Annotated in this window: 21 protein-coding genes; 19 read left to right on the top strand and 2 right to left on the bottom strand. The window is 62.7% G+C overall.

Going from position 1 to position 23,350, the window contains the following annotated elements; all coding sequences use genetic code 11:
• The 6 genes from bioF (at nt 1) to dusC (ending at nt 6,557) form a co-directional block, all read left to right on the top strand.
• A complete protein-coding gene (bioF, locus tag L1P05_RS12170; protein WP_015462062.1) occupies nt 1-1,152 on the top strand; it encodes an 8-amino-7-oxononanoate synthase in 1,152 nt (383 codons plus the stop codon).
• Nucleotides 1,136-1,903, top strand: a complete 768-nt coding sequence (gene bioC / locus L1P05_RS12165) for a malonyl-ACP O-methyltransferase BioC (protein ID WP_012849378.1) — start codon at nt 1,136-1,138, stop codon at nt 1,901-1,903. Before bioF ends, bioC begins: the two co-directional genes overlap by 17 nt.
• Nucleotides 1,896-2,585 carry a dethiobiotin synthase gene (gene bioD, locus L1P05_RS12160; RefSeq protein ID WP_012849377.1) on the top strand — a complete coding sequence of 230 codons (690 nt, stop codon included), beginning with the start codon at nt 1,896-1,898 and terminating at the stop codon, nt 2,583-2,585. Before bioC ends, bioD begins: the two co-directional genes overlap by 8 nt.
• Nucleotides 2,586-3,150: 565 nt before the next feature.
• On the top strand, nt 3,151-5,169 hold the full coding sequence (gene uvrB / locus L1P05_RS12155) for an excinuclease ABC subunit UvrB (protein ID WP_012849374.1): 2,019 nt from the start codon (nt 3,151-3,153) through the stop codon (nt 5,167-5,169).
• A 75-nt stretch (nt 5,170-5,244) separates the two neighbouring features.
• Nucleotides 5,245-5,517: a VF530 family protein gene (locus L1P05_RS12150; RefSeq protein ID WP_012849373.1), complete on the top strand. Its 273-nt coding sequence runs from the start codon at nt 5,245-5,247 to the stop codon at nt 5,515-5,517.
• 83 nt (nt 5,518-5,600) lie between these two features.
• A complete protein-coding gene (dusC, locus tag L1P05_RS12145; RefSeq protein WP_012849372.1) occupies nt 5,601-6,557 on the top strand; it encodes a tRNA dihydrouridine(16) synthase DusC in 957 nt (318 codons plus the stop codon).
• A 12-nt stretch (nt 6,558-6,569) separates the two neighbouring features.
• On the opposite strand, the gene L1P05_RS12140 is transcribed toward dusC, so the two are convergent.
• Together L1P05_RS12140 and L1P05_RS12135 are read right to left on the bottom strand one after the other, a co-directional pair.
• Nucleotides 6,570-7,544: a bile acid:sodium symporter gene (locus tag L1P05_RS12140; RefSeq protein ID WP_012849371.1), complete on the bottom strand. Its 975-nt coding sequence runs from the start codon at nt 7,542-7,544 to the stop codon at nt 6,570-6,572.
• A 346-nt stretch (nt 7,545-7,890) separates the two neighbouring features.
• The gene (locus L1P05_RS12135; RefSeq protein WP_012849370.1) at nt 7,891-8,790 is read right to left on the bottom strand and encodes an EamA family transporter; all 900 of its coding nucleotides are present in this window, start codon (nt 8,788-8,790) and stop codon (nt 7,891-7,893) included.
• A 403-nt stretch (nt 8,791-9,193) separates the two neighbouring features.
• Between L1P05_RS12135 and pbpG the strand changes: the two genes are divergently transcribed.
• From pbpG to L1P05_RS12070, 13 genes are all read left to right on the top strand, one after another.
• Complete coding sequence (gene pbpG / locus L1P05_RS12130; RefSeq protein WP_012849368.1) at nt 9,194-10,123, top strand: D-alanyl-D-alanine endopeptidase; 930 nt, start codon at nt 9,194-9,196, stop codon at nt 10,121-10,123.
• 123 nt (nt 10,124-10,246) lie between these two features.
• A complete protein-coding gene (locus tag L1P05_RS12125; RefSeq protein WP_034168606.1) occupies nt 10,247-11,152 on the top strand; it encodes a DUF808 domain-containing protein in 906 nt (301 codons plus the stop codon).
• A gap of 707 nt (nt 11,153-11,859) precedes the next feature.
• Nucleotides 11,860-12,612: a transcriptional repressor AgaR gene (agaR, locus tag L1P05_RS12120; RefSeq protein WP_012849365.1), complete on the top strand. Its 753-nt coding sequence runs from the start codon at nt 11,860-11,862 to the stop codon at nt 12,610-12,612.
• Between the two features lie 49 nt (nt 12,613-12,661).
• Nucleotides 12,662-13,942 (top strand): tagatose-bisphosphate aldolase subunit KbaZ, encoded by a 1,281-nt coding sequence (kbaZ, locus tag L1P05_RS12115; RefSeq protein WP_012849364.1) that lies wholly within the window; start codon nt 12,662-12,664, stop codon nt 13,940-13,942.
• A gap of 13 nt (nt 13,943-13,955) precedes the next feature.
• A complete protein-coding gene (locus L1P05_RS12110; protein ID WP_012849363.1) occupies nt 13,956-15,152 on the top strand; it encodes an SIS domain-containing protein in 1,197 nt (398 codons plus the stop codon).
• Complete coding sequence (gene agaV / locus L1P05_RS12105; RefSeq protein ID WP_012849362.1) at nt 15,139-15,636, top strand: PTS N-acetylgalactosamine transporter subunit IIB; 498 nt, start codon at nt 15,139-15,141, stop codon at nt 15,634-15,636. The genes L1P05_RS12110 and agaV overlap by 14 nt, the downstream gene beginning before the upstream one ends.
• A 53-nt stretch (nt 15,637-15,689) precedes the next feature.
• Nucleotides 15,690-16,460, top strand: coding sequence for a PTS N-acetylgalactosamine transporter subunit IIC (gene agaW, locus L1P05_RS12100; RefSeq protein ID WP_012849361.1), 771 nt, complete (start codon nt 15,690-15,692; stop codon nt 16,458-16,460).
• On the top strand, nt 16,450-17,340 hold the full coding sequence (locus L1P05_RS12095) for a PTS system mannose/fructose/sorbose family transporter subunit IID (protein ID WP_012849360.1): 891 nt from the start codon (nt 16,450-16,452) through the stop codon (nt 17,338-17,340). Before agaW ends, L1P05_RS12095 begins: the two co-directional genes overlap by 11 nt.
• Before the next feature lie 69 nt (nt 17,341-17,409).
• A complete protein-coding gene (gene agaF / locus L1P05_RS12090) occupies nt 17,410-17,850 on the top strand; it encodes a PTS galactosamine/N-acetylgalactosamine transporter subunit IIA (protein ID WP_015462056.1) in 441 nt (146 codons plus the stop codon).
• A gap of 3 nt (nt 17,851-17,853) precedes the next feature.
• Nucleotides 17,854-19,008: an N-acetylglucosamine-6-phosphate deacetylase gene (gene nagA, locus L1P05_RS12085; protein ID WP_012849358.1), complete on the top strand. Its 1,155-nt coding sequence runs from the start codon at nt 17,854-17,856 to the stop codon at nt 19,006-19,008.
• A 128-nt stretch (nt 19,009-19,136) separates the two neighbouring features.
• On the top strand, nt 19,137-20,186 hold the full coding sequence (locus tag L1P05_RS12080; protein ID WP_012849357.1) for a glycoside hydrolase family 88/105 protein: 1,050 nt from the start codon (nt 19,137-19,139) through the stop codon (nt 20,184-20,186).
• Nucleotides 20,187-20,396: 210 nt separating this feature from the next.
• Nucleotides 20,397-21,626 carry an anaerobic sulfatase maturase gene (locus L1P05_RS12075; protein ID WP_034168603.1) on the top strand — a complete coding sequence of 410 codons (1,230 nt, stop codon included), beginning with the start codon at nt 20,397-20,399 and terminating at the stop codon, nt 21,624-21,626.
• Nucleotides 21,627-21,701: 75 nt separating this feature from the next.
• Entirely contained in the window at nt 21,702-23,315 is a 1,614-nt protein-coding gene (locus L1P05_RS12070; RefSeq protein WP_012849355.1) for a sulfatase family protein, read from the top strand.
• Nucleotides 23,316-23,350 lie beyond the last annotated feature (35 nt).

Raw genomic sequence — 23,350 nt, 5'->3', positions numbered from 1 at the left:
ATGGGCTGGTCTACGCGGTTTACCCAGGCGCTGGCGGCGCGGCGCGCCGCCGATGCCTATCGCTGCCGAACGGTGCGCGAGGCGCCCGGCGGGCGAGAGATCGTCGTTGAGGGACGGCGCTATATTAATTTTTCATCCAATGATTACCTGGGGCTCAGCCAGCATCCGGCGCCGATCGCCGCCTGGCAGCAGGGGTTGGCGCGCTACGGCTCCGGCTCCGGCGGTTCGGCGCACGTGACCGGGCAAACCACGGCCCACGCGGCGCTGGAGCATGCGCTGGCGGAGTGGCTCGGCTACCCGCGCGCGCTGCTGTTTATCTCCGGCTTCGCCGCCAATCAGGCGCTGATCCTGGCGTTGATGCAACGTCAGGATCGGGTGCTGGCGGATCGGCTGAGCCACGCCTCGCTGATGGAGGCGGCGATGCTGGCGCCATCGTCGCTGCGCCGCTTTCCGCATAATCAGCCCGACGGGCTGGCGGCCCTGCTGGCGGCCCCCTGCGAGGGGGAGACGCTGGTGGTGACCGAAGGGGTCTTCAGTATGGACGGCGACAGCGCGCCGCTGAGCGCTCTGCGGGCGCAGTGCGATCGCCACGGCGCCTGGCTGATGGTCGACGACGCCCACGGTATCGGGGTCTGCGGGCGCGAGGGGCGCGGCAGCTGCGATGCGCAGGGGGTGCGCCCCGATCTGCTGATCGTCACCTTCGGCAAGGCCTTTGGCATCGGCGGCGCGGCGCTGCTGTGCGGCGAGGCGACGGCGGAATACCTGCTGCAGTTTGCCCGTCATCTGATCTACAGCACCAGCATGCCGCCGGCGCAGGCCTGTGCGCTGCAGGCGGCGCTGCAGGTGGTGCGCGCCGCCGATGCGCCGCGGGCGCGGTTGGCGCAGCATGTGGCGCGGCTGCGCCGGGCGCTGGCGGGTGGTGAGCTCGGCCTGGCGGCGTCCGACAGCGCCATTCAGCCGCTGATCGTCGGGGATAATCAGGCGGCGCTGACGCTGGCACAGCGCCTGCGCCAGCGTGGTCTGTGGGTCTGCGCCATGCGCCCCCCCACCGTGCCGCCCGGCAGCGCGCGCCTGCGCATCACCCTGAGCGCGGCGCATCAGCCGCAGGATCTCGACCGACTGCTGGAGGCGCTGCATGACGTTGCTCTGTGACGCCGTCGATAAGCCCGCCGTGGCCGACGCCTTTAGCCGCGCCGCGCACAGCTATGACGATGCGGCCGCGTTTCAGCGCCTGAGCGGCGAGCGGCTGCTGGCGTGTCTGCCCGCCGACGGCGGACGGGATGCCCTGGACGTGGGCTGTGGCACCGGCTACTTCAGCCGTCGCCTGACGGCGCTGACGTATCGGGTGACGGCGCTGGATCTGGCGCCGGGGATGCTGGCGCAGGCGCAGCGTCAGCGGAGCGCGCAGCACTATCTGCTGGCGGATATGGAGCGCCTGCCGCTGGCGACGGCGTCGATGGATCTCTGCTTCTGCAATCTGGCTATCCAGTGGTGCGCCTCGCTGCCGCAGGCGCTGGCCGAGCTGATGCGGGTGACCCGCCCCGGCGGGCGGGTGCTGTTCGCTACCCTGGCCGATGGCTCGCTGGGCGAGCTGGATCGCGCCTGGCGGCAGGTCGACGGGCGGCGGCACGTGAACCGGTTCCTCTCCGTCGCGCAGATCGCCGCGGCCTGTGCACCCTATCGCCACCGTCTGACGCCGAGCCTGGAGCGCTGTCATTTCCCCGATGTGCTGGCGCTGATGCGCTCTCTGAAGGGCATTGGCGCGACCCATCTTCACGACGGTCGGCAGGCGGGGCTGAGCGGGCGGCAGCGCCTGGCCCGGCTGGCGCAGGCCTATCCGCGCGACGCGCAGGGGGTGACGCTGAGTTATCAATTGGTCATAGGAGAACTGATCCGTGAATAGCGATGTACAGCGCTGGTTTGTGACCGGTACCGATACCGACGTGGGAAAAACCGTGGTCAGCGCCGCGCTGCTGCAGGCGGCGGCTCGCCGCGGGCTGCGCTGCGCGGGCTATAAACCGGTGGCCTCCGGCAGCGCGCTGCGTGAGGGTCGACTGTATAACGACGATGCGCTGGCGCTGCAGGCAGCCTCCAGCCTGCCCCTGCGCTATGAGCAGGTGAATCCTTACGCCTTCGCCGAGCCGACTTCGCCGCACATTGTCAGCGCCGAGCAGGGGATCCCCATCGATCCGCGGCGCCTCAGCGCCGGGCTGCACGATCTGCAGCGTCAGGCGCAGTGGGTGGTGGTGGAGGGGGCCGGCGGCTGGCTCACCCCCCTGAGCCTGGCGTATAGTTTTGAGCGCTGGGTGGTCGCGGAGCAGCTGCCGGTGATCCTGGTCGTGGGGGTTAAGCTGGGCTGCATTAACCATGCCCTGCTGAGCGCGCGCGCCATCGTCGGCGCCGGCGTGAGGCTGGCGGGCTGGGTGGCGAATCAGATACAGGCACCGGGGGCGCGCCACGCCGAATATTTGACGGCGCTCCATGCGCTGCTGCCAGCGCCCTGTTTGGGCGAGATCCCCTTTAGCCCCGGCGAGGAGAGCCGCGATCGGGCGGCCTACCTGGATCTGACCTGCCTTCTCCCGTGACGGTGTCGGCGGGGGGAGCTTCCTCCTATTATCACAATTACGGGTTGTTTTTTGAATTAAGACTTGAAAAATCGCTTAATAATGCGGCCGCGCCGGCGCGGAAAAAAATTTTTGCCCCCGCCGCGGTGCCGCTGCCGGGCGGGGTGCGGCAACTTATCCACTATTCCTGTGGATAACCTTGTGCATTAGGCTTAGAAAACCGGGGCGAAGCCAGAGCCCGCGCGGTTCGCCCTTAACCCGCTCGGATTATCGTCCTTATGTTAATTTATTTAATTATCAATGAATTAATTAAAATCAAGGCGTGTATGGGTTTTGCCATGCCGCGGGGAGGCCCCCTTGACAAGCGCATCGTTGACAGGGTGAGCCGTCGGGGGATGAAATGGGGATAAATGTCACTCTGCGGTGAAAATTGTGAAACGGATGTGAACGCGCGGGCGCCGTCCGTGTGCGGGTATTTTAAGCTGGGTAAATATCCAGTAATATAACCGGTTCACACAATAATCCGGCGCAGCGCAGCGCGGTTCATCTGCCGGCGGGTCGCCGCCGCGTAATGGGGTAGTGAGTCATGAGCAAAGCCTTCAAACTGCATTCCGCCTTTCAGCCCTCCGGCGATCAGCCAGAGGCTATCCGCCGTCTGGAAGCGGGGTTAGAGGATGGGCTGGCGCATCAGACCCTGCTGGGGGTGACCGGCTCGGGCAAGACGTTTACCATCGCCAACGTGATCGCCGATCTTAACCGGCCAACCATGGTGATGGCGCCCAACAAGACGCTGGCCGCCCAGCTGTACGGGGAGATGAAGCAGTTCTTCCCGGAAAATGCGGTGGAGTACTTTGTCTCCTACTACGACTACTATCAGCCGGAAGCCTATGTGCCCAGCTCGGATACCTTTATCGAAAAGGACGCGTCGGTCAACGAGCACATTGAACAGATGCGCCTGTCGGCCACCAAGGCGCTGCTGGAGCGGCGCGACGTGGTGGTCGTCGCCTCGGTCTCCGCGATTTACGGCCTGGGCGATCCCGATCTGTACCTGAAGATGATGCTGCACCTGACCCAGGGGATGCTGATCGATCAGCGCAGCATTCTGCGCCGCCTCTCCGAGCTGCAGTATGCCCGGAACGATCAGGCGTTTGCGCGCGGGACTTTTCGGGTGCGCGGCGAGGTGATCGACATCTTCCCGGCGGAGGCCGACGACGAGGCGCTGCGGGTGGAGCTGTTTGATGACGAGGTGGAACGCCTGTCGCTGTTCGATCCCCTCACCGGGCAGCTGCTGCGCACGGTGCCGCGCTTTACCGTCTACCCAAAGACCCACTATGTGACCCCGCGCGAACGCATCCTGCAGGCGATGGAGGAGATCCACGCCGAGCTGGCGACGCGCCGTCAGTCGCTGCTGGCCAATAACAAGCTGCTGGAAGAGCAGCGTCTGGCCCAGCGCACCCAGTTCGATCTGGAGATGATGAACGAGCTGGGCTACTGCTCGGGGATCGAAAACTACTCCCGCTATCTCTCCGGGCGCGGGCCCGGTGAGCCGCCGCCGACCCTGTTTGACTACCTGCCAGCGGACGGCCTGCTGGTGATCGATGAGTCCCATGTCACCATCCCGCAGATCGGCGGAATGTACCGCGGCGACCGGGCGCGGAAAGAGACGCTGGTGGAGTATGGCTTTCGCCTGCCGTCGGCGCTGGATAACCGCCCGCTGCGCTTTGAGGAGTTCGAGGCGCTGGCGCCGCAGACCATCTATGTGTCGGCGACCCCGGGTAACTACGAGCTGGAGAAGTCGGGCGACGAGGTGATCGATCAGGTGGTGCGCCCGACGGGGCTGCTCGATCCGCTGATCGAGGTGCGCCCGGTGGCGACCCAGGTGGACGACCTGCTGTCGGAGATCAATCAGCGCGCCGCCATCGGCGAGCGGGTGTTGGTGACCACCCTGACCAAGCGGATGGCCGAAGATTTGACCGAGTATCTGGAGGAGCACGGCGTGCGCGTGCGCTATCTGCACTCCGATATCGACACCGTCGAGCGCATGGAGATCATCCGCGATCTGCGCCTGGGCGAGTTTGACGCGCTGGTGGGGATCAACCTGCTGCGCGAGGGGCTGGATATGCCGGAGGTGTCGCTGGTGGCGATTCTGGACGCGGACAAGGAGGGCTTCCTGCGCTCGGAGCGTTCGCTGATTCAGACCATCGGCCGAGCGGCGCGTAACCTGAACGGCAAGGCGATCCTCTATGCCGACAAAATGACCCCGTCGATGGCGCGGGCGATCGGAGAGACAGAGCGCCGCCGCGAGCGCCAGCAGGCCTTTAACCTGGCGCACGGCATCACGCCGCAGGCGCTGAACAAGAAGGTCACGGATATCCTGCAGCTGGGCGACGCGCCGTCGCGCAGCCGGGCCAAAGGGACGCGCGGACAGCGTGCGGCAGAGCCGCGTACGGACTACCGCGATCTGTCGGCGAAGCAGATCGAGCAGCAGATCCAGCGTCTGGAGACGCAGATGTACCAGCATGCTCAGAACCTGGAGTTTGAGCAGGCCGCCGCGCTGCGCGACGAGATCCACATTCTGCGCGAGCAGTTTAAGAATGCGCCCTAGGGGCGCAGCTTTTGCTTGCCCGGCGGCCCGAGTGCCGTTAGGGTAAGCCCCCCTGTTATGCCAAGCGGAAACACTATGAACCCATCACGCGATCCCCTGCACGGGATCACCCTGGAAGCCCTGCTGACGGCGCTGGTCACGCGCTACGGCTGGCCGGAGCTCGGCCGCCGCATCGCCATCAACTGCTTTTTGAGCGATCCCAGCATTAAATCCAGCCTGAAGTTTCTGCGTCGGACCCCCTGGGCCCGCGCCAAGGTTGAAGCGCTGTATCTGGATTCCCTGCAGTCAGAGACGCCCCCCGCGGATACCCCCTGGGACGGCTGGCGGCGGCGCGACGGCGACGCGTGAAGCCCCGTTGCGGACCGGCGGGGAACGCAGTACTCTCTGCGCCGGTCACGCATGGCGTGAGGGGAGAGTCTAAGGATAACGCGATGCTGAAAGTGAAACGGGTGCTGCTGGCGCCGATGGAGGGGGTGCTGGATGCCCTGGTGCGCGAGCTGCTCAGCGAGGTGAACGACTACGATCTGTGCATCACCGAGTTTGTGCGGGTGGTGGACAGGCTGCTGCCGGAGAGAGTGTTCTACCGCCTGTGCCCGGAGCTGCACCGCCGCAGTCAGACCCTGAGCGGCACGCCCGTGCGCATTCAGCTGCTGGGACAGTCGCCGCACTGGCTGGCGGAGAACGCCCTGCGCGCGGTGACGCTGGGCTCGCCGGGGGTGGACTTCAACTGCGGCTGCCCTTCGAAGGCGGTTAACGGCAGCGGCGGCGGCGCTACGCTCTTAAAAGATCCGGCGCTGATTTACGCCGGAGTGCAGGCGATGCGTCAGGCGATACCGGCGCACCTGCCGCTGACGGTGAAGGTGCGTCTGGGCTGGGCGTGCGACAGCCAGCGTGTTGAAATCGCCGATGCGGTGCAGCAGGGCGGGGCGACGGAGCTGGTGGTGCACGGTCGCACCAAAGAGGATGGCTACCGCGCCGATCGGATCAACTGGGCGGCGATCGGCGAGATCCGTCGCCGCCTGCGGATCCCGGTGATCGCCAACGGCGAGATCTGGGACTACGCCAGTGCCCAGGCGTGTCTGGCGCAGACCGGGTGCGATGCGCTGATGATCGGGCGCGGCGCGCTGAATATCCCCAACCTGAGCCGGGTTATCAAAGAGAATGCGCCGAAGATGCCGTGGCCGCAGGTGGTCACGCTGCTGCAGCGCTACGCCCGGCTGGAGAAGCAGGGGGATACCGGGCTGTATCACGTGGCGCGCATCAAGCAGTGGCTGAGCTACCTTCGTAAGGAGTACCCCCAGGCCGACGCCCTGTTCCGTCAGGTTCGTCCGCTGATGGATAGCCGCGCGATCGCGGTGGCCATCGGCGCGCTGGAGTCCACCCAATAGCGGGGTGAGGCATCAGGTCGTCCTCCCCGCGTCTTTGCTCCGCGCCCCCAGGCGCGGTATCCACCGAATATACATCAGCTCACTCGCCAGTTCGACGATCGTCTGGGCCACGATCACCGCCGGAAGCAGCGGAATCGCGCCGGGGACGGCGAGCGCCAGCGGCAGCACCACCAGCGAATTACGGGTCGCCGCGCTGAAGGCGAGCGCCCGCCCGGCCGGCGCCTCAAGGCGGAACAGCCGCGCCACCGTCCAGCCTATCAGCGGCGCGACGACAGCGAAGACCAGGTAGAGCGGTATCACGCGCCAGACCAGCGTGATGGATTCACGGAGCGGCGGCAGGGTCGCGGCGACGATGATCCCCAGGACCAGGGCGGTAGAGGGCACCGGCAGCAGCGAGAGTCCCCCGGCAATGGCCTGCCCGTAGCGGCGGCGGCGGCATACCCGCTGGGTCAGCGCCGCCAAGCCCAGCGGCAGCACGATTAACCCGATAAACGCCGCAATAAACGGCGCCGGACGGACCACGTCTGCCGCCAGCTCACCGAGAAACAGGTGCAGATAGAGCGGGAGTAGCAGCGCTTGCACCAGCAGCAGCAGCGGCGTCGCGGCGAGCAGCAGGCGCGCATCGGCGCGTCCGAGCTGGGCGAATGTCACCACATAGTCGATGCAGGGCGAGAGCAGCACCAGCAGTACGCCGAGCCGCAGCAGGGGATCGGGCGGCAGAAAGGGGAGCAGCAGGGCGACCAGCGCCGGCATCAACAGAAACTGGGTCAGGAACAGCGGCAGCAAAAACCGCGGGTGGCGTAAGGCGCGCCGCAGCTCCGCGAAGGGCATCTGCAGGAAGGTGGCATACAGCATCAGCGCCAGCGCGGGGGTGATGGCGGCGCTGAGCCGTTCACCGGCGACGGGAGCGGTATAGGCCAGCAGCGCGGCCAGCAGGATGACAGAAAAATAGAGGGTAATCTGGCGCCGCTCCAGCCAGTCGCGCATTGCGTTCATGATGTCGTGCTTCGTTGTTAAAGAGTCTGGCCGGGCATCATAGCGGGAAAGCGCGGAGCAAAACATACCGGGAAACGTAGGGATAAAGGGGGCTGGGACGATATGGGGGCCTGTCAACGGGGGGATGGTTGGCGTTTCAAGACGTCCCGCGGGAGTACCTTTACCCGCCTGCCCTGGATATTTGCACTGTGCAGCATAGATAAATAGGCTGGCACCAGGCATTGCTCATGGCGTCCTTGACGTCTGACGCCGGCCATTTTTGCGGCCCGGAATCCCCCGGTAATCGCGGCGGCGCGCGGTTTTTCCGGCGCGCCGCCGTAGGGGAGAGGCACCAGCGCTAATGGCGCACCAGGCGGAAATCCACCAGGCGGTTGCCCAGCACCGCCAGCGCCAGCCCCAGCAGGATCAGCAGCAGGCTATAGAGCTGGGCAGGGCTGAGGCGATCGCCGTAGGTGAGCAGATCGGCTCCCAGCGCCACCAGCGGGATCAGCAGGGTAAAGGGCATCAGGTGCGTTGCCCGGTTGCGCAGCAGCAATCGCCCCCAGATGGCATAGGCCAGATGGGTGGCGATATAGGCCAGATAGATCAGCGCCAGCAGCGCGCTGAAGTCCAGCGTGCGCAGAGAGGTCAGGGTGGCCTGGGCGCCGTTAAACAGCCAGGCGGCCAGGAAGAAGGGAATAATGGGCGCCAGTGCCGCCCAGGCGATCAGCGCCGGCAGAGAGCCCTGAATGTTGTCGCGGATGCGCAGGCGCTGAATCAGATTACCCAGCGCCAGACAGAGGGCCGCCCCCAGCGCGAGCAGGATGACCCCGCGCGACAGCGGTAGCCCCGTCAGACCCGGATGCAGCAGCAGCGCCAGACCGGTGAGGACAAACAGCAGGGCGATAATTTGGCTGGTGCGGATGCGCTCGCCAAACAGCAGGGCGCCAAGCAGCAGCGTGAACAGCAGCTGCAGCTGCAGCAGCATCGCCGCCACGCCCGCGCTGAGGCCGCCCTGCAGGGCAAAAAAGAGGAAGGCGAACTGACCGAAGCCGATCAGCAGTCCATACAGGATCAGCGTATGGGCGGGCAGCGCCGGGCGCGGCAGCAGAAATACCGCCGGCAGCGCCAGCAGCAGGCAGCGTAGACCGCCCAGCAGCAGCGGCGGCAAATGCTGCAGCCCCGTCTGCATCACCACGAATCCCACGCCCCAGATCGCCACCACCAACAGCGCCAGCAGGGTATCTTTTAGCCCCATAGTCCACTCTCCGCGTTAGGTTATTATCCCGGCGCCGCCGCGCGGGCAGCGCAGGGCGTTTTTTCCGGGTATCCCTCTGATAAAACAACTATAGTCAATGGCATCCTTTCGTGTGTTTTTTCGCGCCGTCGCGCGGCGATATTTCGCGCCGTCGCCGCCGCCCGGCGATTCACATACGGAAACATTTTTATTTTTGCTGCCTTTCGAGCGAGCGATTAGGCTGTGTGCCGCACGCTCCGTCACGCGGCGCCGTCTGAGCGGACGAAGGGTGCTGAGGGGCGTAAACGCATGATGGGTATGACGTTTGGCTCCGTACTCCTGCCCGTGGACCGCTGTCGGTCATCAGTGCGGCGGGCTTCCCGGCGTATACCGGGTCCATTCCTTGTGAGATTAATGAAGAAACATGGCTGTTAAACTCCGTTATTCCCTGTTAAGTCTGTTGATTCTGGGCGGCGGCATCAGCGCGCTGCCGGCCGCTCAGGCACGCGAGCCGATCGCCGCCGCCGCGCCGCGTGCGCCGCTGGCGCTGGCCTCGGGCAGTGCGATGGTGGTGGATATGAATAATCACCAGGTGATCTATGCCAGCCACCCCGATGTGCAGGTGCCGATCGCCTCGATAACCAAGCTGATGACGGCGATGGTGACGCTGGATGCGCACCCCAATCTGGATGAGGTTATCGCGGTCGACATTCACCGTACCAAAGAGCTGAAGGGCGTCTTTTCCCGGGTGCGGGTGGGTAGCGAGCTGACCCGGCGTCAAATGCTGCTGCTGGCGCTGATGTCGTCGGAGAACCGCGCCGCCGCGACGCTGGCGCATCACTATCCCGGCGGCTACGACGCGTTTATCCGGGCGATGAACGCCAAGGCCCGGGCGCTGGGGATGACCCGCACGCATTACGTGGAGCCCACCGGGCTGTCGCCGAACAACGTGTCGAGCGCCCGCGATCTGGTCAAACTGCTGCAGGCGGCGAAAGGCTATCCGCTGATCGGCGAGCTGAGCACCACGGAGACCAAGAGCGTCACCTTTGCCCATCCGACCTATACGGAAACCTTTAACAACACCAACCACCTGCTGCGCAATGACAAGTGGAATATCCAGATGACCAAGACTGGCTTTACCAACCAGGCGGGGCACTGCCTGGCGATGCGGACGGTGATCGGCGGTCGCCCGGTGGCGCTGGTGGTATTGGATGCCTTTGGCAAGTATACCCACTTCGCCGATGCCAATCGGCTGCGCGAATGGATGCTGACGGGGAAGTCCGCCCCGGTTCCGGCGGCGGCGCTGAGCTATAAGCAGCAGAAAAACCTGGGCCAGCGTCTGGCCGAAAACTGATATTTACCGCCCCGCTGGCGGGGCGGTGAGTGGAATGCTGTCTGCGTGCGCCGGTTGGCGCACGACTTTTTTGCGGCGGCGGCTTATGATGAGCACGTTAATATTATTGAAAGGATAGTGACGGTGGCCGGCAGCAGTTTATTGACCCTGATTGATGATATCGCCTCACTGCTGGATGATGTGGCGTTGATGAGTAAGATGGCGGCGCGCAAGACCGCCGGGGTACTGGGTGACGATCTGGCGCTCAATGCGCAGCAGGTGAGCGGCGTCAACGCCGATCGTGAGCTGCCGGTGGTGTGGGCGGTGGCGCGCGGCTCCCTGCTGAACAAGGCGATCCTGGTGCCGCTGGCCCTGCTGATCAGCGCCCTGGCGCCCTGGCTGATTACGCCGCTGCTGATGCTGGGCGGCGCATTTTTGTGCTACGAAGGTGCAGAGAAGCTGGCCCATCAATGGCTGCAGCGTGGGCAGGCGCCGCAGCACGCCGAGCCGGCGCTGCCGGACGATATGCAGGCCTATGAGCGCGAGAAGGTGAAGGGAGCTATCCGCACCGACTTCATTCTTTCCGCTGAGATCGTGGCGATTACGCTGGGTACGGTCGCCAGCGCGACGTTTGTGCAGCAGGTGCTGGTGCTGTGCGGCATCGCGCTGGTGATGACCCTGGGCGTGTATGGCCTGGTGGCGCTGATCGTGAAGCTGGATGACGCCGGGCTGTGGCTGAGCGCCCGCCCGGGTAGGCTGGCGCGCAGCCTGGGGCGGGCGCTGCTGAATGCCGCCCCCTGGCTGATGCGCCTGCTGTCGGTGGCCGGAACGGCCGCCATGTTTATGGTGGGGGGCGGCATCGTGGTACACGGACTGCCCTGGCTGCATCACGGCATCGCGGCCCTGAGTCAGTCCGCCGTTGGGCTGCCCAGCGTTGGGATGCTGCTGGGCGGCATCGGGCCGTCGCTGCTGAACATGCTGTTCGGTATCCTGCTGGGGGGGCTTCTCGTCTCGCTGATCCTCGGCGCGCGGCGTCTGCTGCGTCGTTGACCGCGGCGGGGCGCCGTCGTCGCCCCGTCGATCTTCTCGCTTTTCCTTCCTTTTCTTTTTCTGTGTTATTGCCGATATCTGATTGTTTTTACTTTCGCATTATCGCGAAGGTATTCGAAAGGTATTGTCGGATCCTCGTCGGTATCGGGCCGTTTGGCGGCGCCAGCGCGCCGCGGGTGGCGGATTTAACGCTTGCTTTCCGGGGGTGATCTTTGGATAAATAGCGGGCAAAGCGTTATGTGGGATGAAAAGCGCGCGTAATGCGACGGGTTAAGGCGTTTTTTCCCCCCTCGGTTCGGTGTCGTTGTGTGTTTTTACGCCGATCGCTTTTATTTGTTTTTTATTTCATTTTTTGCGTAACTTAACGAAGAAGATGGTTTTCGTTTGCTACCATGACAGTGTGCAGCCAGATGCGCAGAAACAGGGCATGACCGCCGCCGCGGCGGGATATGCCGGGGTCTGTCTCTGCTCTCCGGTGGTGCGTACGCCCGACAGCGGGCGGCGGAGCGCCGCGGACAGGCTGTGAACGAGATCGTTTTGAAAGTCTTTGGTTGTTATTCGAAAGTTTGTGAAAGCAATCATATTTTTCGGTTGTTTATGTTGAAAGCAATCGTAATGTTATTAATCTTAGGTCGAGGCCTGTTGAAGTTCGCTTTAACCGGTTTCGTAAGGGGACAAAAGTGAAAGCGGCAGCAATCGAAAGGCGCATGGAAATCTTCAACGTAGTGACCGCCCAAGGGAAGGCACGCGTTGAGGAGTTGGCCGCACGGTTTAACGTCTCAAGCGTCACCATCCGCAGTGACCTGACTTTTCTGGAAGAGAACGGCTACATCGTGCGTTCGCACGGCGCGGCAATCCCCAATACCGGGGTGATCGCCGAACTGAGCGTCCACGAGAAGCGCCACCGCAACAGCGGTGTGAAGTCTCAGATAGGTCTGGCGGCGGCCAAGCTGATTAACAGCGGTGACGCGGTGATTCTGGATTCTGGTACGACGACCCGTGAGATCGCCGGGCACCTGCGGGGCCTGGAGAACGTGGTGGTCATGACTAACGGTCTGGATGTCGCCGTGGAGCTCGTCTCCTCGCCGGGAGTGGAAGTGGTCTGCACCGGCGGGGTGTTACGTAAGAGCGCAATGTCTTTTTCAGGCTCGCAGGCCGAAGCCTGTTTGAAAAACTTCTGTTTCGACAAGGTTTTTCTCGGGGTGGATGGTTTCGATTTGCGGGCGGGTATCACCACACACAATGAGCAGGAAGCCAGTCTTAACCGCTTGATGTGTGAGATCTCCGATCAGGTGATCGCCGTTGCCGACTCGACCAAGTTCGGCAAGCGCGGCTACCACATGATCCGGGACTTCGCTGATATCGATATTCTGGTCACGGATTCCGGCATTCCCGACGAGTACGTCGAGCGTCTGCGGGAAGCACACGTTGAAGTGATTATCGCTGAAAAAGAGAAGTGACGCGCTGACTCCACGGTAAACCGGCCCGTGTTTATTGTGGAGTATTTTGATGCATCAGTTAGAACAGCTCGTACAGCGTCACAAGGCCGGTGAGCCGGTCGGTATCTATTCAGTCTGCTCCGCCCATCCGCTGGTGATTGAGGCCGCGATGGAGCAGGCGCTGCAGGACGACTCGCTCCTGCTGATCGAAGCCACCTCCAACCAGGTGGATCAGTTTGGCGGCTACACCGGGATGACGCCGGCCGACTTTCGCGACTATGTCTGTCGCCAGGCCGATTTACTGCAGTTCCCGTTAGCCAACCTGATCCTGGGCGGCGACCATTTGGGCCCTAACCGCTGGCAGCACCTGCCGGCCGCCGAGGCGATGGCCCACGCCGACACCCTGATCGCCGCCTACGTGGCCGCCGGTTTCCAAAAAATCCATCTCGATTGCAGCATGTCCTGCGCCGACGATCCGGTGCCGTTGAGCGATGCCACTGTCGCCGAGCGCGCCGCACGTCTGGCCGCCATCGCCGAGCGCACCGCCCGTGAACAGGTTGGCCGTAGCCAGCTGGTGTACGTTATCGGTACCGAAGTGCCGGTGCCGGGCGGCGCCAAAGAGCATATCGATACGCTGGAGGTCACCTCGCCGCAGGCGGCGCGCCAGACCATCGAGTGTCACCGCGAAGCCTTTGCCCGCGCCGGGATCGCCGAATGCTGGAACCGCGTCATCGGCCTGGTCGTACAGCCGGGCGTCGAGTTTGACCATACCGGGGTGATCGATTTTCGCCCGCAGCAGGCCCAGGCGCTCAGCCAGGTGCTGGCGGATTACCCGCACCAGGTGTTCGAGGCCCACTCCACCGATTACCAGACCGATCGCGCCTACCGCGAGCTGGTGGACAACCACTTTGCGATCCTGAAGGTCGGCCCGGCGCTGACCTTCGCCCTGCGTGAGGCGCTGTTCAGCCTGTGCCACATCGAAGAGGAAATGTATGGGCCGGAGCAGTGTTCCGGTCTGCGCCAGGCGATTGAAACGGCGATGCTGGAAGCCCCGCAGAACTGGCAAAAATACTACAGCGGCAGCGACGAGCAGGTGCGTTTCGCCCGTCGCTACAGCTTCAGCGACCGCATTCGCTACTACTGGCCGACGCCGGCGGTGCAGGCGGCACAGCAGACGCTGTTCCACAACCTGACCCAGGCGCCGATCCCTTATCCGCTGCTCAGCCAGTATCTGCCGCGCGAGTTCACCGCCGTGCGTGAAGGCGAACTGGCGCTGCAGCCTGAGGCGTTGGTCAAGGCGCACATTAAACAGATTTTATCCGGCTACGCGCAGGCCTGCCTGCGTAACTAATTAGGACGTGACTATGCAACACTATATGGGATATGACCTGGACGCGCTGCAGCGTCTCGGCGCGACATGGACGGCGAAAGAGATTGAGCAACAGCCGGTATGCTGGGAGAAGACCCAGCAGATCGTCAGCGGCATGCACACGGAGATCGAGACGTTTCTACGCCGTGCGCTGGCCGCCGATAATGCGCGGGTGATCTTCACCGGCGCAGGCACCTCGGCCTTTGCCGGCCGCGCGCTGGTGCCGCTGCTGTCACGCTATGTGTCACGCCGGATGGAGGCGATCGCCACCACCGATCTGGTCTCCTGCCCGCAGCAGTATCTGAGCGAAGATGTCCCGACCCTGCTGGTCTCTTTCGCCCGCTCCGGCAACAGCCCGGAGAGCGTCGCGGCGCTGCAGGTGGCCTCCGAGTGCCTGACCCAGTGCTGCCATCTGGTGCTGACCTGTAACCAGGACGGTCATCTGTACCGCTTCTGCCAGAACAGCCCGGACGCGCTGGCGGTGTTGACGCCGCCGGAGACCAACGATCAGTCGCTGGCGATGACCTCCAGCTTCTCCTCCATGATGATGGCGGCAGTTACGATTTTTGCCGGTCTTGATAAATATTCGAAAGATATCGAAGAATTTTGTAAAAAAAGTGCGGATTGGTTCAAACAAATAAACCGCCAATTTGTAGATAATATCCGGGCCGGGCAGTATCAGCGCGTTATCTATCTGGGTAGCGGAGGATTACAAGGATTGGCTCAGGAGTCGGCACTGAAGGTGCTGGAATTAACCTCAGGAAGAATTGCTGCTATGTTCGATTCCCCATTGGGATTCCGTCATGGCCCTAAAGCAATAGTTAACAACGAAACATTAATCTTCGTTTTTATTTCTAACAATCCTTATACGCGTAAGTACGACCTCGACCTGTTGAAAGAGCTTCGTAGCGATAATGTTGCACGCGAAATTATTGCCGTGTCCGCCTATGAAGATAATACGGTAACTGCCGGTCGGCATATTATTGTGCCGGGCGTAGCGCAAAGCGATGACATTGGACTGTTATTTGCGTATTTGATGTTGGCACAGGCATTTGCATTCCATAATTCAATCGCCGTTGGAAATTCACCGGATAACCCATCTCCGACCGGGGAGATTAACCGGGTTGTTCAGGGCGTAACTATTTACGGTTTTGAAAAATCACTCGAAGGGAAAATTTATGAATCAGCCTAACATTGTCTGGACTCGTATCGACGAACGTTTACTGCACGGGCAGATCCGCATTACCTGGGGTAAACATACGGAGGCCAACCTGATTCTGGTGGCTAATGATGATGCGGCCGAAGGCGATAGCGCTGCATTTATGCAGGCGGGGATGAAAGCCTCCGCTGGCGGTGAATATGATGTGCGCTTCTTTACCATTCAAAAAACCATCGATGTGATTCACAAAGCCGCCGCGCGCCAGAAAATTTTTATTCTGTGCAATAATCCGCACGATGTTGCGCGCCTGGTTGAGGGCGGTGTGCCGATTACTCATTGTAATATCGGTAATATGCATTTCCATGAGGGCAAGCGCCAAATCGCTAAGACGGTATCGGTTGATGACAGCGATCTGGATGCCTTCCGTCGCATGATCAATCTGGGGGTTTCCTGCACCGTGCAGAATACGCCAGACCAGTCACCGGTTGATATTCTGACACTGGCTAAAAGCGCCTAATTCAGTGGGGGGATTATTCCCCCGCTGTAACACTCCGTCTAAGGAATATATTTATGGTCTTCGAAGCTACCCTGGTTGCCATTTGGGCATTCTTATGTGGTATCGATAAATACGACGTTGCATTAAATATTCACCGTCCATTAATTACTGGCCCGGTGGTCGGTTTAATCATGGGGAATATGGAGATCGGGCTGATCGCCGGCGCCACCCTGGAGCTGGCCTGGCTGGGTCTGGTGCCGAACGCCGGGGCGCAGCCGCCGGATGTGACCATGGGCACCATCGCCGCCGTCGCCTTCGCCGTGATGACCGGCCAGTCTCCGGAAGTGGCCATGGGGGTCGGCATGCCGATCGCGGTCTTGATGCAGATGATCGTCATCGGTTTCTTTGCGCTGACCGCGTTCACCATGGGTAAAGCGGACGAGTGCGCGGAACAGGCCGATGCCGGCGGTATTTCCCGCCTGCTGATAGGCACCATCATCACCCGCTCGATGCTGTACTTCGTGATCGCCTTTGCCACGGTCTACTTCGGTGAGCACGCCGCCGAGTGGATCGATCAGAACACGCCGAAAGCGCTGCTGGAAGGGCTGGGTATCGGTGCCAAGATGGTTCCGGCTATCGGCTTCGCCATGCTGCTGAAAATCATGTGGTCCAAAGAGATGGCCGGGGTGTTCTTCATCGGCTTCGTCATGACCACCTATCTGAAGCTGCCGATCATGGCCGTGGCGATCCTCGGCGCGTCCATCGCGGTGCTGTACTACTTCTTCAGCGGTAATAAGACCAATTCACAGCAGCAGGTTAAAGAGGAATTCGAAGATGGCATCTGAAGTCATTATCTCCCCGGCGCAGGATGAAAAGCGTAAGGCCGCAAGCCTGGTAGACAACGTTGATGCCTATCAGGATGGCGAGGTCCGCAAGGTTATCACCAAGAAAGATCTGTGGAAGTGCGCGTTCCGCGGCCTGTTCATGGAAGGCAACTTTAACTTCGAACGTATGCAGGGCGGTGGTTTTGCCTACTCGATGATCCCGGCGCTGAAGAAGATCCACGGTAATAACCGGGCGGATCTGGCCAAGTCGCTGAAGAACCATCTGCAGTTCTTTAACGCCAGTCCGAAGCTGTTCACCTTCCTGCTAGGCACCGCCATTGCGATGGAAGAGAACAAAGAGAAGCCGTCGACCATCAACGTGATGAAGGTGGCGGGCATGGGGCCGACCGGTGGGATTGGCGACGCCATTGACCACATGACGCTGATGCCGCTGACCCTGGCGCTGGGCGCATCCATCGCCATCGATGGCTCCATCGCCGGTCCGTTCGTATTCTTCATCCTGTATCAGGTCGTGCATTTCCTGGTCTACTTTGGCCTGATGTTCATGGGTTACCGCGCCGGTACGGCGGCGATGGTCAGCATGAGCGACGCGACGGAGAAGCTGGCGCGCGCCGCCAACATCATGGGTATCTTCGTCATCGGTGCGCTGTGCGCCACCTTTATACGATTTAGTACCACGGCGTCGATAGAGCTCGGCGGCAAGACGGTGGATCTGCAGAGCGCCCTGTTCGATAAGATCATGCCGAACATGCTGCCGCTGCTGCTGGTGTTCTTTATGTTCCGCATGGTGAAGGGGACCGGGTTCTGGGCTAAGCCACCGGTGCTGATCTTCTCCACGCTGGCGGCCGGCGTGGTCGGTCACCTGCTGGGCATTCTGTAACCACTGCGCCCCGTCGCGGCCTAAGGCTGGGCGGGGCGTTCCCGATGAGTAAGCTGTAAGGGTAATACGATGATTGGTCTTGTCATTTCCGGGCACATCCATTTTGCAACCGGCATGGCCTCCGCCGTGCACGCCATCGCCGGCGATCAGCCGCAGATGCGCTTTATCGATTTTGTTGAATCCATGTCGACCGACGATCTGGAGGACGCGCTGCGCCAGGCGGCCGATGAGGTCGACGACGGGGAAGGGGTGCTGTTCCTGACCGACCTGCCGGGGGGCTCGCCGTGCAACCGCGCGCTGAACGTACTGATGCGCCGCGAGGGCGTTGAGGTGCTGGCCGGGGTCAACCTGCCGATGATCGCCAACGCCGCCTTTGAGCGCGACGGTGCGACGCTGGCGGAGCTGGTGGCCATTCTGCAGGAGATTGGCGCCAGCAGCGTACAGAATATGCGCCAGACGCTGGAGGCCGCGATGGCACCGGCCGAGTGTGAAGCCAGCGACGGACTGTAAACCATGTTAACCGCCTACCTGGCCGACAGCGTATTCACCCCCCGAGGGATTGAGCGGGACGTCGCCGTGCTGGTTGCCGACGGCGTGATCACCGGCGTCGGTCAGCCGATCCCGCCGGGCACCCGGATGGTGCGTCTGCCCGGTCACAGCCTGTGGCCGGGGCTTATCGATATCCACATTCACGGTCGCGCCGGCGCCGACGTGATGGATGCGACGCCGCAGGCGCTGCAGACCATCGCCGATGCGCTGCCGCAGACCGGCGTGGTGGCCTGGGTCGGCACCACGGTCAGCGCGCCGCAGCAGGATGTCTGCCGGGCGCTGCGGCAGGTCGGCGCGTTTATCGCCGCCGGTCAAGCGCAGGGGGCTCGCCTGCTGGGCAGCTTTCTGGAGGGGCCGCACTTTACCGCCCCCTTCCGGGGATCGCACCCAGAGGCGTTTCTGAGCGCCCCCGAGGGCGCCGCACTGGAGGCCCTGTGGCTGGCCAGCGAGGGAACGCTGCTGCGCGCCGCGCTGGCGCCGGAGTCGACGGCGGCGATGCAGGCGATCGCCTGGTGGCGTGCGCGCGGTGTAAAGGTCGGCGTAGCCCATACCGCGGCCAGCTTTGCCCAGGTCAACGAGGCCCATGCGCTGGGCGCCGACTGCGGCGTGCATCTGTATAACGGCATGTCTGGCCTGCACCATCGGGAGCCGGGCTGCTGCGGCGCGGTGCTGTATCTGGATATGCTGGCGGAGCTGATCGCTGACGGGATCCACGTTAACCCGGTGATGCTGAATCTGGCCTATCGAATGAAGGGCTACCGCCACATCGCGCTGATCACCGACTGCATGCGCGCCGGTGGACTGGGCGAAGGGCGCTATCGCCTGGGCGCTCAGGAGATCACGGTGCGCCACGGCGAGGCGCGAACCGACGACGGCTCGCTGGCGGGCAGCACCTGCAGCCTGGATCAGGCGGTGCGTAACATGGTCACCCTGGCCGGCGTTCCGGTCTGGGAGGCGGTGCAGATGGCGTCGGCGGTGCCGGCGGCCTATCTCGGCCTGCAGGATCGTCTGGGCGCGATCCGCCCCGGCGCCGCCGCCAGCTTTACGGCGGTGGATCCGGCCATGACGGTGGCGGAGACCTACATTAACGGCGAGTGCGCCTATCGACGCCCGGCCTGAGCGTCGGCGGCGTCGCTCGCCCCTACACAACCAGGCGCGGCCATGTCAGCCATGGCCGCGGTAAACCGAAGGCCCGCAGGGGAGTCATCGCCAGTGCGGAGATGAGCGGGCCCAGCGAGGATAATGCAATGACTGCGATAACACGTGAAGAGATTCTGCGCGACATGCTGCGGGTGTACCGCTATCAGGCGGCTCACCAGACGCGCAGCGTCGTACGCCGCAGCGGTAAGACGCGCTTCATCAAGGATACGGACTGGGAGCGCGGCGTGTTCTGGTCCTGCGCGGCGGCGGCCTGGCAGGCCACCGGCGATACGACCTATCTGGACGGGGTGATGAACTACACCCTGCATACCGGCTTCCGCACCGGCCCTAACGCCCGCTTCGCCGATGATATGGTGTGCTGTCAGGCCTATCTGGATGTCTATCCCCAGGTGAATCAGCCAGAGGCGCTGGAGCCGACCATCAAGTCCCTGGGGCTGATGGTGGATGAGCCGCGTCCGGGGCGCGAGGACTGGTGGTGGTGCGACGCGCTGTTTATGGCGCCGCCGGCCTTTGCCGCCCTCAGCGCGCGCACCGGCGATAGCCGCTATGCCGACTATATGGATGTCGCCTTCTGGGATGCGGTCGAGCACCTGTACGATGCGCAGAGCGGGCTGTTTTACCGCGATTACCGCTACATTCCCGATGGCAAAGGCGGTGAACTGCGCGAAGAGAACGGCGAGAAGGTCTTTTGGAGCCGTGGCAACGGCTGGGTGCTGGCCGCGGTGCCGCGTATCCTGGCGCATCTGCCGACCGATCACCCCAGCCGCCCACGCTATCTGGCGATGTTCAGCGCCCTGGCGGCAACGGTGAGCGACTATCAGCAGGCGGACGGCTTCTGGCGTACCAGCATGCGCGACCCGGCGCGCTTCCCGGCGCCGGAGAGCAGCGCCACCGCGCTGTTCTGCTACGGCGTGGCCTGGGGGATCCAGCAGGGGATCCTGGATCGCGCGCGCTATCTGCCCATGGTTGAGCGCGCCTGGTCGGCGCTGCGCGGCTGCATTCATGACAACGGTATGCTGGGGTGGGTACAGCTGCCGGCGTTCAACCCGCGCGACGTGAGTGCGGAGCACAATATTGACTACGGCGCGGGCGCTTATCTGCTGGCGGGCAGCGCGATGCTGGCGCTGTATGCCTGATCCGCAGCGCTGAATCTCTAGCCCGGCTTAGTGTCGGGCTTTTCTTTCATTGATTTTCATTCGCGCATGACTCGGCGCGAACGTGCCTGTTTGGTTACGCTGTACCGCTCAATATCTTTCGTTTTTTTTCGGTATTGTGATTTTACGCATCACTTATTTTCCTTGTATTTCGTAAAATAAGAAACATCGTTTTAAATAAGAGTCTCTCCCATGTCGCGTTCTCCGTCACAGCAAGCCCACTTTCATATGATGGCCAAGCCAGCGAGCTATCGCTGCAATCTGCGCTGCAGCTACTGCTTCTATCTGGAAAAGGAGGAGGTAGTGCCGCAGCAGGCCGGCGCGCGCTCGGCGGAAACCATGAGCGACGCGACGCTGCGGCGCTACGTGCGTGACTATATCCAGTCCCACGCGGGGGAGCAGGTGGACTTTGCCTGGCAGGGCGGCGAGCCGATGCTGGCCGGTCTGCCGTTTTATCAGCGGGCGGTGGAGTACCAGAAGAAATATGCCGGCGGCAAGACCATCACCAATAGCTTTCAGACCAATGGGATCGCCATCAATAGCCAGTGGGCCGACTTCTTTGCCGAGAACGGGTTTCTGATCGGCGTCTCGGTGGATGGGCTGGCCGCGGTGCACAACCGCTACCGTATCGCCGCGCAGGGGCAGCCCACGTTTGATCGCGTCTGCCGCGCCATCGACACGCTGCGTAGCCATCAGGTCGAGTTCAATACCCTGACGGTGGTGAACGATCAGAACTGGGACAAGGGGCGTCAGACCTATGAGGCGCTCAAGGCGCTGGGCTCGACCTTTATGCAGTTCATTCCGCTGGTGGAGGTGGACGCCGCCTGCGGCTGTGGCCATGGCCACCACTATTCACCGCCTGCCTCGCCGCAGATGGCGCCCTTTAGCGTCCCGGCCCACGGCTACGGCGCGTTTATGGCCGATGTCTTTGATGCCTGGGTGGCGCATGACGTCGGACGCTACTACGTGCGTGAGTTCGACAGCCTGCTCGGGGTATGGATGGGCTATCCGGCCTCGACCTGCGTTCAGTCGGCCACCTGCGGCCAGGCGATGATCATTGAAGCCAGCGGCGACGTCTACAGCTGCGACCACTTTGTCTACCCGGCCAACCGCCTGGGCAACGTTGCCGATACCTCGCTGGCGACGCTGGCGACGTCGGCGCGTCAGCAGCGCTTTGGCCAGGCGAAGCAGGATCGGCTCACGGCGCGCTGTCAGCAGTGTCCGGTGCGCCAGCTGTGCCAGGGGGGCTGTCCCAAACACCGAATTATGGGGCTCTCCGACGAGCGTCATCGGCACAACTACCTGTGCCCGTCCTATCTGCACTTTTTTACCCACACCGCCCCGGCAATGCAGATGATGCAGGCGGTGATCCGGCGCGGGGGGGTGGCGGCGGATGTGATGTCTTTAGGACGTGTTCCGTAACGGGTCGTGAGCGTCGACGACACGCACCATTACGGGACACACCCTGGTTAAACATGCATAACAACGGAGTTGGCAATGACGTTTTTCAGTAGCAAGAAGAAGCAGTTGGCAGGGCTGGTGGCCGCTGCCTGTCTGTGCGGTGCATCGTCGGCGGCGCCGGCGGCGGCGACCGACAGCCGCCCCAATGTCCTGCTGGTGATTATGGACGATCTGGGCACCGGTCAGCTGGACTTTGCGCTGGATGCGCTGGATCCCCAGGCGCTGGGCAAACGCCCGGTGGCCGCGCGTTACCAGGGCGATCTGGACAAGATGATCGATGCGGCGCGTCGGGCGATGCCCAACGTGGCCCAGCTGGCGAACCAGGGCGTGAAAATGACCAACGCCTTTGTCGCCCATCCGGTGTGCGGCCCGTCCCGCGCCGGCATCTTCACCGGGCGCTATCCGGCCAGCTTTGGCACCTACAGCAACGACGATGCCATGCTCGGCGTTCCGCTGGACATCACGCTGCTGCCGGCGCTGTTCCAGGAAAACGGCTATGCGACCGCCAATATCGGCAAGTGGCACAACGCCCGCATCGACAAGAAGAACTTTGTCGATAAGGCCGATCAGACCCGCGACTATCACGACAACATGATCTCCGTCAGCGCGCCGGGCTATGGCCCGGAGTCGCGCGGCTTCGATTACTCCTACAGCTACTACGCCTCCGGCGCGGCGCTGTGGAACTCGCCGGCGATTTGGCAGAATGGCAAGAATATTGCCGCGCCGGGCTACCTGACCCATAACCTGACTAACGAGACGCTGAAGTTTCTCGACGATCATCAGGGCAAGCCCTTCTTCATCAGTCTGGCCTACAGCGTTCCCCATATTCCGCTGGAGCAGGCCTCTCCGGCCCGCTATATGGATAAATTCCATACCGGCAACGCCGAGGCGGACAAGTATTTTGCCGCCGTCAACGCCGCCGACGAGGGCATTGGACAGATTATCGAACGCCTGAAGGCGCTGGGGGAGCTGGATAACACCCTGATCTTCTTCATCTCTGATAACGGGGCGGTGCACGAATCGCCGATGCCGCTCAACGGAATGGATCGCGGCTTCAAGGGGCAGATGTTCAACGGCGGCGTACACGTGCCGTTCGTCGCCTACTGGCCGAAGCATATCCCGGCCGGCACCCAGAGCAACGTGATGGTCAGCGCCATCGATATTCTGCCTACGGCGCTGAAGGCCGCCGGGATCACTATCCCCGACGCGATGAAGGTGGACGGACGTGACATCATGCCGCAGCTGAGCGGTAAGGCGCAGACGTCACCGCACCGCTACCTGTTCTGGGCGGGGCCGGGCGCCAAGCACTACAGCGAGGAGAACCAGCCGTTCTGGTTCGACTACTGGAAGTGGATCACCTATGAAGCGCCGATGCCGCCGAAGAACCCGAACCTGGAGAAGCTCTCGCCTTCATCCTGGGCGGTACGCGACGGGGAGTGGACGCTCTACTTCTATGACGACGGCAGCAATCGGGTACAGCTGTTCAACGATCGCCTCGACCCGGCGGAGTCTCAGGATCTGGCGACCAAGTATCCGCAGCGGGTGGCCGAGATGAAGGCGGCCTACCACGACTGGATCAAGACCAAGCCCAAGCCGGTCGCCTGGGGACAGGATCGCTACCATATGCTGGAGCAGTCGGCCCGCAGCTGAGGGGCCTGAGCGGGGCAGCGCCGTATGCGCTGCCC

The organism is Edwardsiella piscicida (assembly GCF_021733145.1).
Taxonomy (GTDB): Bacteria; Pseudomonadota; Gammaproteobacteria; order Enterobacterales; family Enterobacteriaceae; genus Edwardsiella; species Edwardsiella piscicida.
Note: the sequence above shows the minus strand (reverse complement) of the source record. Positions and strands in the feature narration are given on the sequence as shown.

Coding starts and splice junctions, on each gene's coding strand:
- L1P05_RS12075 (WP_034168603.1), top strand. CDS start 20,397: ATGTCGCGTTCTCCGTCACAGCAAGCCCACTTTCATATGATGGCCAAG.
- agaR (WP_012849365.1), top strand. CDS start 11,860: ATGGAAATCTTCAACGTAGTGACCGCCCAAGGGAAGGCACGCGTTGAG.
- agaW (WP_012849361.1), top strand. CDS start 15,690: ATGGTCTTCGAAGCTACCCTGGTTGCCATTTGGGCATTCTTATGTGGT.
- agaF (WP_015462056.1), top strand. CDS start 17,410: ATGATTGGTCTTGTCATTTCCGGGCACATCCATTTTGCAACCGGCATG.
- bioF (WP_015462062.1), top strand. CDS start 1: ATGGGCTGGTCTACGCGGTTTACCCAGGCGCTGGCGGCGCGGCGCGCC.
- L1P05_RS12070 (WP_012849355.1), top strand. CDS start 21,702: ATGACGTTTTTCAGTAGCAAGAAGAAGCAGTTGGCAGGGCTGGTGGCC.
- pbpG (WP_012849368.1), top strand. CDS start 9,194: ATGGCTGTTAAACTCCGTTATTCCCTGTTAAGTCTGTTGATTCTGGGC.
- L1P05_RS12150 (WP_012849373.1), top strand. CDS start 5,245: ATGAACCCATCACGCGATCCCCTGCACGGGATCACCCTGGAAGCCCTG.
- nagA (WP_012849358.1), top strand. CDS start 17,854: ATGTTAACCGCCTACCTGGCCGACAGCGTATTCACCCCCCGAGGGATT.
- L1P05_RS12135 (WP_012849370.1), bottom strand. CDS start 8,790: ATGGGGCTAAAAGATACCCTGCTGGCGCTGTTGGTGGTGGCGATCTGG.
- agaV (WP_012849362.1), top strand. CDS start 15,139: ATGAATCAGCCTAACATTGTCTGGACTCGTATCGACGAACGTTTACTG.
- bioC (WP_012849378.1), top strand. CDS start 1,136: ATGACGTTGCTCTGTGACGCCGTCGATAAGCCCGCCGTGGCCGACGCC.
- kbaZ (WP_012849364.1), top strand. CDS start 12,662: ATGCATCAGTTAGAACAGCTCGTACAGCGTCACAAGGCCGGTGAGCCG.
- dusC (WP_012849372.1), top strand. CDS start 5,601: ATGCTGAAAGTGAAACGGGTGCTGCTGGCGCCGATGGAGGGGGTGCTG.
- L1P05_RS12095 (WP_012849360.1), top strand. CDS start 16,450: ATGGCATCTGAAGTCATTATCTCCCCGGCGCAGGATGAAAAGCGTAAG.
- L1P05_RS12080 (WP_012849357.1), top strand. CDS start 19,137: ATGACTGCGATAACACGTGAAGAGATTCTGCGCGACATGCTGCGGGTG.
- L1P05_RS12140 (WP_012849371.1), bottom strand. CDS start 7,544: ATGCGCGACTGGCTGGAGCGGCGCCAGATTACCCTCTATTTTTCTGTC.
- uvrB (WP_012849374.1), top strand. CDS start 3,151: ATGAGCAAAGCCTTCAAACTGCATTCCGCCTTTCAGCCCTCCGGCGAT.
- L1P05_RS12110 (WP_012849363.1), top strand. CDS start 13,956: ATGCAACACTATATGGGATATGACCTGGACGCGCTGCAGCGTCTCGGC.